At 61.5% G+C, this 12,048-nt stretch carries 13 protein-coding genes; 4 read left to right on the plus strand and 9 right to left on the minus strand.

All coding sequences use genetic code 11. The features are described from left to right. From phoU to pstS, 5 genes are all read right to left on the minus strand, one after another. A complete protein-coding gene (gene phoU / locus AC1D09_RS11795; protein ID WP_477664437.1) occupies positions 1-702 on the minus strand; it encodes a phosphate signaling complex protein PhoU in 702 nt (233 codons plus the stop codon). Positions 703-869: 167 nt separating this feature from the next. Next, on the minus strand, positions 870-1,649 hold the full coding sequence (gene pstB / locus AC1D09_RS11800; protein WP_007871927.1) for a phosphate ABC transporter ATP-binding protein PstB: 780 nt from the start codon (positions 1,647-1,649) through the stop codon (positions 870-872). 27 nt (positions 1,650-1,676) lie between these two features. Further along, positions 1,677-2,537 carry a phosphate ABC transporter permease PstA gene (gene pstA / locus AC1D09_RS11805; protein WP_477664438.1) on the minus strand — a complete coding sequence of 287 codons (861 nt, stop codon included), beginning with the start codon at positions 2,535-2,537 and terminating at the stop codon, positions 1,677-1,679. Then, positions 2,534-3,499: a phosphate ABC transporter permease subunit PstC gene (gene pstC / locus AC1D09_RS11810; RefSeq protein ID WP_477664439.1), complete on the minus strand. Its 966-nt coding sequence runs from the start codon at positions 3,497-3,499 to the stop codon at positions 2,534-2,536. The genes pstA and pstC overlap by 4 nt, the downstream gene beginning before the upstream one ends. Positions 3,500-3,627: 128 nt before the next feature. Next, complete coding sequence (gene pstS / locus AC1D09_RS11815) at positions 3,628-4,671, minus strand: phosphate ABC transporter substrate-binding protein PstS (protein WP_477664440.1); 1,044 nt, start codon at positions 4,669-4,671, stop codon at positions 3,628-3,630. A gap of 226 nt (positions 4,672-4,897) precedes the next feature. On the opposite strand from pstS, the gene AC1D09_RS11820 reads away from it, so the two are divergent. The 4 genes from AC1D09_RS11820 (at position 4,898) to AC1D09_RS11835 (ending at position 8,816) form a co-directional block, all read left to right on the plus strand. After that, positions 4,898-5,386, plus strand: coding sequence for a fasciclin domain-containing protein (locus AC1D09_RS11820; RefSeq protein ID WP_477664441.1), 489 nt, complete (start codon positions 4,898-4,900; stop codon positions 5,384-5,386). 132 nt (positions 5,387-5,518) lie between these two features. Continuing rightward, entirely contained in the window at positions 5,519-6,676 is a 1,158-nt protein-coding gene (locus AC1D09_RS11825; protein ID WP_477664442.1) for an ABC transporter substrate-binding protein, read from the plus strand. 57 nt (positions 6,677-6,733) lie between these two features. After that, positions 6,734-8,233, plus strand: a complete 1,500-nt coding sequence (ppx, locus tag AC1D09_RS11830) for an exopolyphosphatase (protein ID WP_477664443.1) — start codon at positions 6,734-6,736, stop codon at positions 8,231-8,233. Positions 8,234-8,357: 124 nt separating this feature from the next. After that, positions 8,358-8,816 (plus strand): hypothetical protein, encoded by a 459-nt coding sequence (locus AC1D09_RS11835; protein WP_477664444.1) that lies wholly within the window; start codon positions 8,358-8,360, stop codon positions 8,814-8,816. Positions 8,817-8,930: 114 nt separating this feature from the next. Here AC1D09_RS11835 and AC1D09_RS11840 read toward each other — a convergent pair whose 3' ends face one another. The 4 genes from AC1D09_RS11840 to AC1D09_RS11855 form a co-directional block, all read right to left on the minus strand. Then, on the minus strand, positions 8,931-9,827 hold the full coding sequence (locus AC1D09_RS11840; RefSeq protein ID WP_477664445.1) for a tetratricopeptide repeat protein: 897 nt from the start codon (positions 9,825-9,827) through the stop codon (positions 8,931-8,933). A gap of 100 nt (positions 9,828-9,927) precedes the next feature. Further along, positions 9,928-11,013, minus strand: coding sequence for a hypothetical protein (locus tag AC1D09_RS11845; protein ID WP_477664446.1), 1,086 nt, complete (start codon positions 11,011-11,013; stop codon positions 9,928-9,930). A 78-nt stretch (positions 11,014-11,091) separates the two neighbouring features. Further along, positions 11,092-11,355: a hypothetical protein gene (locus AC1D09_RS11850; RefSeq protein WP_477701060.1), complete on the minus strand. Its 264-nt coding sequence runs from the start codon at positions 11,353-11,355 to the stop codon at positions 11,092-11,094. Between the two features lie 172 nt (positions 11,356-11,527). Continuing rightward, positions 11,528-12,010 (minus strand): hypothetical protein, encoded by a 483-nt coding sequence (locus AC1D09_RS11855; protein WP_477664784.1) that lies wholly within the window; start codon positions 12,008-12,010, stop codon positions 11,528-11,530. Between the last annotated feature and the right edge of the window lie 38 nt (positions 12,011-12,048).

The raw sequence follows: 12,048 nt of genomic DNA on the forward strand, positions 1-12,048 counted from the left end.
TTACTTTACGGCAGATTCGATTTGTTCCATAGGGGTGTGCCGTACATCAGCCCCTTTGACGATGTAAATGATGAACTCCGCGATGTTCTTGGCATGGTCGCCCACGCGCTCTATGGCCTTGGCCACGAACAGCAGGTCCAGGCTGGGCGAAATCGTGCGCGGGTCTTCCATCATGTAGGTGATGAGCTTGCGCACAAAGCCGTCGAATTCCTGGTCGATCTGGTCGTCTTCCTTGAGGATGGAAACCGCCACCGCGGTGTCCAGCCGGGCAAAAGCGTCCAGCGCCTTGCGCAACAGGCCGGAGGCAAGTTCCGCGGCGATGCGCAGGTCGGAGGAAGGCAGGGCCCGGGCCGATCCGCTCTCGATGATGGACTTGACCATGCGCGCGATCTTCTCGGCTTCGTCACCGGCGCGCTCCAGGTTGGCCGTGGTCTTGGAAATGGCGATCAGCAGGCGCAGGTCGCGGGCCGTGGGCTGGCGCCGCGCGATGATGGACGACAGCTCGCGGTCGATGTCGATTTCCATCGCATTGACGCGCGCTTCGGCTTCGATGACCTGGTTGGCGCTTTCGGCGCTGAACTGGGACAAGGCGTAGATCGCCAGGCGAATCTGCGATTCGACCAGGCCGCCCAGCTCCATGACGCGCGAGGATACGCCGTTGAGTTCGCTGTCAAACTGGGTTGAGAGGTGTTTATCAGGCATGTTTTTCCCTTTGGTTTATTCACCGCTGCGATCAGAACAGCGGCGCATGAGGCACTCAGTGCCAAGCCGGCGGGCGTCGCGGAACCGGCTTTGCCGGGCCGCAGGCGCCGTCCCCTTGAGGGGAATTCCGGCTGCACGCAGTGAGCCGAGGCAGGGGGCTGGGTGGTTCATCCGAAACGGCCGGTGATGTAGTCTTCGGTTTCCTTGCGCTTAGGCTTGAAGAACAGGTCTTCGGTGGCGCCGAATTCGACCAGGTCGCCCAGGTACATATAGGCCGTGTAATCGCTGCAGCGGGCGGCCTGCTGCATGTTGTGCGTCACGATGACCACCGTGTATTCGTTCTTCAGCTCGGCGATCAGCTCTTCCACCTTGGCCGTCGAGATCGGGTCCAGCGCCGAGCAGGGTTCGTCCAGCAGCAGCACTTCGGGCTTGATGGCGATTCCGCGGGCGATGCACAGGCGCTGCTGCTGGCCGCCCGAGAGGCTGGAGCCGCTCTGGTTGAGCTTGTCCTTGACTTCGGTCCAGAGCGCGGCCTTGCGCAGGGCCCATTCCACGCGCTCGTCCATGTCGGAGGCGTTCAGGCTCTCGAACAGCTTCACGCCGAAAGCGATGTTGTCGTAGATCGACATCGGGAACGGCGTCGGCTTCTGGAACACCATGCCGACCTTGGAGCGGATCAGCGCCACGTCTTTTTTGGACGTCAGCAGGTTCTCGCCGTCGAACATGATTTCGCCTTCGGCGCGCTGCTCGGGGTAGAGCTCATACATGCGGTTGAAAATGCGCAGCAGCGTGGACTTGCCGCAGCCCGAGGGGCCGATGAAGGCCGTGACCTTCTTTTCCGGAATTTCCAGGTTGATGCCCTTGAGGGCGTGGAACTTGCCGTAGTAGAAGTCGAGGTTCTTGACCGATATTTTCGATTGCTCGCGTTGTGCGGTGATGGTGTCCATCTGTGACCTTGTTGTGTTGTGTGGCTGTCAGTTTTTTGCGCGTGTCAGCACGCGCGCCAGGATGTTCAGGCCAAGCACGGCCATGGTGATCAGGAACACGCCCGCCCACGCCAGTTGCTGCCAGTTCTCATAAGGGCTCAGCGCGAACTTGAAGATCGTCACCGGCAGGCTGGCCATGGGCTGGTTCAGGTCCGAGGTCCAGAACTGGTTGTTCAGCGCGGTGAACAGCAGCGGTGCCGTTTCGCCGGCAATCCGCGCCACGGCCAGCAGCACACCCGTCGTCACGCCGGCGCGCGCGGCGCGCAGCGTGATGCTGGTGATGACCTTCCACTTGGGCGCGCCCAGGGCGTAGGCGGCTTCGCGCAGGCCGGGCGGCACCAGCTGCAGCATGTTTTCCGTGGTGCGTATGACCACCGGAATCACGATCAGCGCCAGCGCCAGGACACCGGCCCAGCCCGAGTAGGACTTGAACTGCGACACGACGACGGTGTACACGAACAGGCCGATCACGATGGACGGCGCGGACAGCAGGATGTCGTTGACGAAGCGCGTCACCGAGGCCAGCATGCCCTTGGTGTTGTACTCGGCCAGGTAGATGCCCGCCATGATGCCGATAGGCGTGCCCACAAAGGTGGCCAGCAGCACCATCAGCAGGGAGCCGTAGATCGCGTTGGCGATGCCGCCCGCTTCATTGGGCGCCGGCGTCATCTGGGTCAGGGTGGCCAGCGAAAGGCCGCCCACGCCCAGGCGTATGGTTTCCCACAGGATCCAGGCCAGCCAGAACAGGCCGAAGGACATGGCTGCCAGCGAGAGGACCAGCGCGATCCGGTTGACCCGTTTGCGGCGCGCGAACTTGGCCAGGCGTGCGTCTTGCATCATGGCGCTCATGTTTTCACCCCTTCACTCTTTCTCAATTGGGCCAGCAGCAGCTTGGACAGCGACAGCACGACAAAGGTGATGAAGAACAGCACCAGGCCCAGGTAGATCAGCGCCGCCTGGTGCAGGCCCTCGCCCGCTTCGGCGAACTCGTTGGCCAGCGCCGAGGTGATGCTGTTGGCCGCCTGGAACAGGCTCAGCGAGTCGAGCTGGTTGAAGTTGCCGATGACGAAGGTGACCGCCATGGTCTCGCCCAGCGCCCGCCCCAGTCCCAGCATGATGCCGCCGACCACACCAGCCTTGGTGTAAGGCAGCACGACCTTGGAGACGACCTCCCAGGTGGTGGAGCCCAGGCCGTAGGCCGATTCCTTCAGCAGCACCGGCGTGACCTCGAACACATCCCGCATCACCGAGGCGATGAAGGGAATGATCATGATGGCCAGGATAATGCCGGCCGACAAAATGCCTATGCCCACGGGCGGGCCGGACACCAGCGCGCCCAGGTAGGGCACGCCGGTCAAAAGGCTTTGCAGCGGCTGCTGCACATAGGTGGCCAGGATGGGGCCAAACACCAGCAGGCCCCACATGCCGTAAACAATGGACGGCACGGCGGCGAGCAGCTCGATGGCCGTGCCCAGCGGCCTTTTGAGCCATGCGGGCGACAGCTCGGTCAGGAACAGCGCAATGCCGAAACTCACCGGCACCGCGATGACCAGGGCGATCAGCGAGGTGGCGATGGTGCCGTAAATCATGACCAGGCCGCCGTACTCGTTCTTGACGGGGTCCCAGACGCTGCTGGCCAGGAAGCCGAGGCCGTATTTGCTGATGGCGGGCCAGGCCCCTATCACCAGTGAGACGAGGATGCCGGCCAGCAGGGCCAGCGTCAGCCAGGCCGCGCCCTGCGCAGCCCAGCCGAAAAGCCGGTCTGCCAAGGGGCTTCTGCGCACGGCATTGCCGGGGGGAGGATTGGTCATGTCGCGTCCGGTCGCTTTGGCCGGGAGGTCAAAAGCGGCCCGGCTAGCCGGAAGTGTAGAGGACACGTGAGAAACCCCTATGGTTTGTAAAGACTGCGGAAAACAGCAGGCTGCGGTTCAGGCTGTGCTTACTTGTAGGCAACCGTCTTGCCGGACGCGTCCTTGATGTCGCCCCAGGCTTTTTCGATGATGGTCTTCACGGCGGCGGGCATGGGCACATAGTCCAGGTCGTCGGCGGTCTTGTCGCCGTTTTTGTAAGCCCACTCAAAGAACTTGAGCGAAGCGGCGGCCTGGGCGGGCTTGTCCTGCACTTTTTGCATCAGGATGAAGGTCGCGCCGGTGATGGGCCACGAGTCCTTGCCGGGCTGCTCGGTCAGGATCTGGTAGAAGCTCTTGGACCATTCGGCACCGGCCGCTGCAGCCTTGAAAGCGCTGTCTTCAGGCGACACGAAGTTGCCGGCCGCATTTTTCAGCTGGGCATAGGTCATCTTGTTCTGCTTGACGTAGGCGTATTCCACGTAGCCGATCGAGTTGGGCAGGCGGCCGACGAATGCCGCCACGCCTTCGTTGCCCTTGCCGCCCGCGCCCACGGGCCAGTTGACGGCCGTGCCCTCGCCCACTTTGGACTTCCACTCGGCGTTGACCTTGCTCAGGTAGTTGGTGAAGATGAAGCTGGTGCCGGAGCCGTCGGCGCGGCGCACCGGTGCGATGGCCGCGTCAGGCAGGGCCAGCGTGGGGTTCAGCGCCTTGATGGCGGGGTCGGTCCACTTGGTGATCTTGCCCAGGTAGATATCGCCCAGAACCTGGCCGCTCAGCTTGAGCTGGCCGGGGGCGATGCCCTTGATGTTGACCACGGGAATCACGCCGCCGATCACGGTGGGGAATTGCATCAGGCCTTTTTTCGCCAGTTCCTCGTCTTTCAGGGGGGCGTCGGAGGCGCCGAAATCGACGGTCTTGGCTTCAATCTGGCGCAGGCCGGCGCCGGAGCCCACGGACTGGTAGTTGATCTTGACGCTGGTGGCCTTGTTGTAATCAGCGGCCCACTTGGAATACAGGGGGGCGGGGAAGCTGGCGCCGGCGCCGGTGACGTCCTGGGCGGTGGCCAGGGTGGCAAAAGAGGCGAAGGCAAGGCCCATCGCGGCCGTCAGGGAAGCTTTGAAAGTCAGATTCATCAGAACACCTCTGGGTTGGAAATAGTCGGAATTGGTTGAAGTCAGCTGGGTTTGCCAGGGAAGATGCGTCGACTGTAGGAAGCTTGTGTGACAAGGCTGTGACAAATATGACAGCCTTCCGGGAGGCTTTCGCTCCTCTGGGCGTCACAAAAGCTTCAAATTTCCGTCACGAATCTGTCACCGGGCGCTCCTACGCTTGGCCCTGTCTTAATCAGGAGAAATTCCCATGCTGAACCGCCGCTTTCTGGTCCTCACCACCGCTGTTGCCGCAGTTGCCGCCCTCGTCGGCTGCGCCACTTCCCCCACCCCGGTGTCGGTGGCCGACACCATTGCCGCCCAATCCCAGCTGAGCACGCTCAACGGCCTGGTGGCCAAGGCCGGACTGACCGACACGCTCAAGGGCACCGGCCCCTATACCGTGTTCGCCCCCACCAACGAAGCTTTCGCCAAAGTGCCCGCCAAGACCATGGACGAGCTGGCCAAGGACCCGGCCAAGCTCAAGGCTGTCCTGAGCTACCACCTGATCCCCGGCAAGCTCATGGCCGCCGACGTGAAGAACGGCAACAGCAAAACCGTCAACGGCGCCAATGTGGCGCTCTCCAAGGCCGGGGAATTCGTCACCGTCGAGGACGCCATGGTCCAGACCGCCGACATCTCCGCCACGAATGGCGTGGTGCATGTGGTGGACGCCGTCCTGATCCCGCCAGCCCGCTGATCCCGCGCAAGGCCGCGCGCCTTGCTTTGCCACCCTTCAGGCCCCTGCCTTTCCCCGGAAAGCAGGGGCCTTCACAATTTCGCCGCATCTCATCTGACAACTGAGGACGGACACAGCGCCAGGAATCCCGCCATGCCTCTGCCCAAATCCCTCCCCCTCCTCCCTCGCCTGCCCCGCCGCCGCCTGTTGCAGCACGCCGGCCTGCTGGCGGCCGGCATTGCCGCGCCCGCATGGGCACAAACCGGAAAATCCGCATCGCGCAGCCTTATCGTGGCGCAGGTGGTGGATTTTTCGCAGGCGCAGCAGGACGTCTCCAAAGATTTTCTGATTGGTTCGCGCGCCGCCTGGCAGGACATCAATGCCAAAGGCGGCATTCGCGGCCGCCGCATCGAGCACCAGACCCTGGAAACCGACGGCACGCCGGCCGGCCTCAAGACGGCCCTCGATTCGGTCAAGGACAACCCCGCCTGTGTGGCCCTTTCCGGCAGCGTCGGCGACCTCGTGGCCAGCCAGGTGGTGGAGATGTCCCACAAAGGCGGACTGGCCATGGCGCACGTGGCGCCCTGGCTGCAGAACTCCAGCCTCGAGATCGACGACAAGACCTTCCCGATTTTTGCGGCGCGCCAGGAACAGATCGCCTACGCGCTCAAAACCCTTTCCACCATGGGCCTGAAGGAACTGGGCGCGGTTTACGCCACGGCGCAGGACTACAGCGCCTACCGCGCCGACGTCGAACGCATCACCGCCGCCCTGCAGCTCAAGCTGCAGTCCTTCAAAGGCGCGGACGACCTGCGCGCACTGGGCCAGAAGCTCACGCCGCGCACGCCCGCCGTGCTGCTGTTCGTGGGCGGAACGCCCGAACTGGCCGAATTCACCCAGGGCCTGGAAAAGCAGTCCCGCCAGCGCTACATCGTGGCCCTGGCGGACGTCAACCTGACGACCATGCTGCAGATGGGCGCGGCGCGCAACACCCCGGTGATCGCCACCCAGCCCGTGCCCCTGGTCAACGCCAGCCTGCCGATTGTCAGGAGCTACCGCGAAACCCTGGCGCGCCTGTTTGACGAGCCGCCCGCGGCCCTGAGCCTGGCCGGATTTATCGCCGCGCGCTACACCTATGAGGTGCTCAGCGAGGTGGACGGCCCGCTGAACCGCCAGAATGTGCTGGCCGCTTTTCAGCGCCGCGGCGCCCTGAACATGGGCGGCTTCAGCGTGAGCTTCAACCCCCAGCGCCGCAGCAGCACCTACGTCACCCAGAGCATGATGACGGTCGACGGCCGGCTCATCGGTTAGGCCTAAATGCTGATGCGGGTCCCACGCGACAGCTATGCAGAGCCCTTAAACTCAGGCATGCAAAATGGAACGCTGCTCGCGGCTGTGGACCTGGGGTCCAACAGCTTTCGCCTCGAAATCGGCCGCTTTGACCACGGCCGCATACACCGCACCGAATACCTCAAGGAAACCGTCCGCCAGGGCAACGGGCTGGACGCCGACCGCAACCTGACGCCGGAAGCCATGCAGCGCGGCTGGGACTGCCTGGCGCGCTTCGGTGAACGGCTGGCGGGCTTCAAGAAACACCAGGTCCGCGCGGTCGCCACCCAGACCCTGCGCGAGGCGCGCAACCGGGAGGAATTTCTGGCGCGCGCCCACAAAATCCTCGGCTTTCCCATCGACGTCATCCCCGGCCGCGAGGAAGCCCGCCTGATTTACCAAGGCGTGGCGCATCTGCTGCCGCAGTCCAACGAGCGCCGGCTGGTGGTCGACATAGGCGGGCGCTCCACCGAAATGATCCTCGGCAGGGGCCTGGATGCGCGCACCATGGAGTCCTACCGCGTCGGCAGCGTGGCCTGGTCCATGAAATATTTCCCCGAGGGGCAGTTCACCGCGCGCGCCTTCACGAGCGCCGAGGTGGCCGCCAAGGCGGTGCTCGACGAGGCCGTCAATGCCTACCGAGCCGACACCTGGGACACGGCCTACGGCTCCTCGGGCACCATAGGCGCCGTCAGCGACGTGCTCACGGCCGCAGGCTGGCCCGCAGGCCAGGTCACGCGCGAGGGCCTCGATTGGCTGCTGGACCGCCTGCTCAAGGCACAAAGCGCCGACCGCCTGAAACTCGACGGCATGAAGGACGACAGGCGCGCCGTCATAGGCGGCGGCGTCAGCGTGCTGCGCGCGGTGTTCGAGCTGCTGGGCATTTCGCACATGGAAGCCGCCCAGGGCGCCCTGCGCCACGGCGTGCTGTACGACCTGCTGGACCGCGAACACGACCTGACCGACCTGCGCTCCACCACCGTGCAGCGCCTGGCCAATAAATTCAGTGCCGACCCGGTGCAGGCCCAGCGCGTCAGCAAGGTGGCGCGCCACCTGTTCGCGATGGCCGGCGCCGGCATGCCCGCCGCCGATTCCGCGCGTTTTCAGCGCAAGCTCGAGTGGGCCGCGCAGCTGCATGAAATCGGCAGCCAGATCTCGCACAGCGACTACCACAAGCACGGCGCCTACATCCTGGACAACGCCGACGCGCCGGGTTTTGCCCTGCCTGAGCTGCACCGCATCAGCCTGCTGGTGCTGGGCCACCGCGGCAAGCTGCGCAAGCTCGAAATCGATTTCGAGGACCGGGTGTTCATCCAGCAGTTGCTGTGCCTGCGCCTGGCCGTCATTCTGTGCCACGCGCGCCGCGACCCCGACCTCAAAGGCCTGCAACTCGAATGCGGCGACCAGCCTGGCCGGATTTTTGTGCTGAACTGCCGCGCCGGCTGGGCGCAGGCCTTCCCGCAATCGGCACACCTGCTGCAGGAAGAAGTGCTGGCCTGGCAAAAGACGCCGTGGACGCTGGTCGTTCCGAGCGCCTGATCCATCCCTTGCCGCCCCGCCCCTCACGCGCCTGAGCGCCGCCGGGGGCAGCTTGACCGTTTTCGAATAAACCGTATAAACTGTATATACGGTTTATTCGACCGCACCCAAAAAGGATCAATCCATGGCTACCAGCAAAAAAGCAACTGCGAAACCCGTCACGCCGACCCCGGCAACGCCCAAGGCTCCCGTGAAACCCGCCGCCAAACCCACCCCGAAAAAGGCGTCCACCGCCAAGGCCCCTGCCGGCAAAGGCGCGGTTAAAAAAGCCCTCGTGAAAAAAGCCGGCGCCAAGAAGCCTGCCGCCAAACCCCAGGCAAGCGCCAAACCTGTGAAGGCAGCCAAGCCCGAGAAAACCAAAAAGCCAAAACTGGTGCGCGACAGCTTCACCATTCCCAAGGCCGAATATGTGGTGCTCGACGAGCTCAAGCAGCGCGCCGCCAGGTTGACCCGCCCGGCGAAGAAAAGCGAATTGCTGCGCGCCGGCATCAAGCTGCTGGCCGGCCTTTCCGACGCGGCCTTCCTGACGGCGCTGGAGCAGGTTCCCGCGATCAAGACCGGTCGGCCTACGCTCGGGACTTAAGCTATCCGTCGTGCTTATTTGAAATGCACCGGGTGCGAATGAGAGCCGAGCCTGTCATGACTGGACTCCATTCGCGCGGTCACCGGGCAGCCTCTTGCCCGGTGATGGACGCAATTAATTTTTCGCCTGCGCCCTCAAGCGTGCGGCTGTGGCACTGTTGGGTGCGACGCCATGCGTTCCCTTCTCGTATATCTCGGCGAGCCGAAGGGCAGCGGATGAAAATCCGAGGTCCGCGGCCTGAGTGAGCCAATCAATGTATGGCTTGGGTTCGGTGGCAAAGAAATCCTTCTGCTTATCAAAGAACAAAGCCAGCAACTGCTCAGCCTTCGCGGGATTTTTTGGAACGCCGTCACCCAGCTTGTACGCTTTCAGAGCAAACCAGAGCGCCTTGTATCCACCTCGTTCACCGGCTCGGACGAACCACGCGACAGCTTCCGGTCGACTGGCGGAAGTGCCGATACCCTTGTCATACAAGTATCCGATCCGACTGGCAAGCTGCGCATACCTTTCGTCATCAAGAGTCGCCCGGGTTGCGATTCTGGTCAATGCCTGCAGGTAGAGCTCGTTCGCGCGGCGGTCTTTCGGGTCCTTGCTTTCGTCAGTCCGCCAATCGCTGCGTGCAAGTGCATCCAGCGCATCCCCATTGCGATTCATCGCCGACTTCTCGATCCAGGCTACCCAGACTTCCGGAGGCGCATCCACCGACTTTAGGGCGAGGCCCAGGTTCAGTTGTGCGCCCGGATGGCCTGCTTCAGCGGCTCGCGTGTAATAGGAGATCGCTCTTTGCTGATCAGGCTTGGGGCCACGACCATAGAAAAATATGTCCCCCAAAATTGCAAATTGGCCCGTATCACTCGGCTGCAGGGAGGCGACGCACGCTTCCAGCGCCTCAGGCCCCATACGCGAAGAATAATTCGATGCGCACTCGTTGGCGAGTGCGGAGGCTGAAGTGATCGCGAGTGCGAGCAGAAATGCTGAACTGCAGAATTTGGGGCGTATAGGGTGATTCATCTCATTTCAACTTTCCGTGCGTGTCCGGTCGGCACGCAGTGTTACGCGGGATACATAGAACCGGAATTTTCTGAACGAACCGGCAAGCAAGGAGATACCATCACTTGCAGAGGGGAAGAATCTTTAGCGTGGGGCCATAGGCATATGGAGATTTGAGGTTATCAGACCCCTTGGCAAAAAGCGCCAAATGACACCCGTCGGGTGACATCGAAATAGACACTGGACGGCATTGACGGTCATATTCACTACCGTTACTGGTGCACCAAATTCGCTTGATCGATCCACCTTGATTGAGGTAGATGCCTCCGCCATTTTTGGGACGATCCGACACGATGATCACCGTGCCTTTGGCATAGGGGAAGGTCATACCGTCCACGCCCAAGCCATTACTTTCAAATAATTTCCGAAAGTACTCGCGCTTGACCCTTCCTGCACTCGTCATCGTAAGAAGCGGATATTCGGTGACATGGGCCTCATTGGGTCGTGCCATCGATCCAGTCATTACGAATCGGCCGGATGACAGCAGGTATTCATCGCGGAACGGCAAGTATTGGGGCACCGGGGCAACCTCACTTGATTTTGCGTCCAAGGTCGCAACGGGCCTTTCGTTTTTTACAAGCACGACGCGTTGATCCATGGAAAGGGATAGATAACCATCCTTTGCTTCAAGGTAGCGAATTTCCCGTTGCAGGAACCCGATCGCAGGGACCTTGGTGTCAGCCTGTTTGGTTTTTTTACAAATAAAAAAATTCCATTCAACGCCGGGACTCTTGGGACTCAGTTTGCCCAGCAAGGAATTCCAGCTATAAAAATTCAGTTCCGGTTTGGGCTCCTTGGAGTTTCCGGTATAGATGCTCGCTTCGCTTCCCACCAAAACACCGGCAATTTTCTCCGTTGGGTTGGCGCAAATCAAGGCCCCCTGGCGGAACAGTTCCCCGGTTTGGCCCGTTCGCACATCCACACGCATGACTTTGCGCTCCCAAAACTGGCTCTTGCTGTCGATCTGCGCAGTGGCAAGCAGGGTGTAGTCGTCCACCCAACCCATCTCCGCTCCAAGACGGTCATCCACTTCAAGGCCCGGCTCAATCACCGCCACCGGAAGATCTGGAATGGTCGAAGCACTTGCGCCACACGAGAGCCACAGCACCAAAGCGATAGTCTCAACTTTCAGCATCTTGAACAGCATCGGAATCCTGGACGAATAAAGCTGGAATGACCGGAAACTTCTGTCATCGGCCTGCGCGCGGTATTTGCACTATAACCATTAGGCCGCCTTCCGCCACGCTTTGAGCGCTAGGTAGACGCTGCTTCCCATCAGCAACACAAACAACAAGAGTGCCATTGCCTCCACGGGGGTCACCGTCCCCAGGAATACCTCGCCCACCCACCTCACGGGGTATAGAGGAAAAAATGCAAGCGCAACCAGCTTGGGAAAATGCGCGTGCGGCGGCTGCACCGCCAACAAAACAGAGGTGGCAAGAAAGCTCGCCAGCAAATATCCGATGACGATAAAAAGTGCAGCTTTCATTGAGGTCTAACGTAAAAGCAAGCCAGGAATCCAGAAGTTAAAAAAGGATGCAAAAATCTTCTCACGTATCGCGGCGCTGTATAGGTCATTGATGAGTTCTGAAATTCCGGCGTGATCACACTCGCTGTGCAATACAAGTTTTACTTATGCGGACCGCCGAAGGTGGATCCGCTTAAGGCAGGGCTTGAAAAAACGCATTGTGAGCAAACGCTGCCGCGATTGGAAATGCGAATGCCGCCAGAATAATGCAGAGATAAACCCGCTCCTTGGCCACCGAAGCCTCGGCAACGCCCGAATACCAGACCCACCCCCATGCGACGACGATGAAGATCACCGCGCCGGCAAGAAAGGAATGCATCGAGTTTGCGCTGGAGACTCCCCACATGGCGCCGGCGAGGAGCGCACTCGCGCAAGCGACGCCGGTGGTGGTTTCAGGCGGTTTCTGAGCGTTCGTCGCTTCCGGCGTAGTAGCCTGCGCCTCCCAAATCGCTCCGGCAACAAGACCGAGCATGGCCAGCACGATGCCCTGCAGGACATTCAGCCAGGGAAACAGATGCACCAGGGCAATTGCCAGCGCACTACTGCCGGCAAGGCATAGGGCGATGCGCCAATGCAAGACAAAAAGAATGAGTGCAAGTATTCCGTCGAGATCCATTGAGATTGATGTACTTTAAGGTCTGGATGCCCGGCGTC

This window comes from Polaromonas sp. P1_A2 (assembly GCF_056406895.1).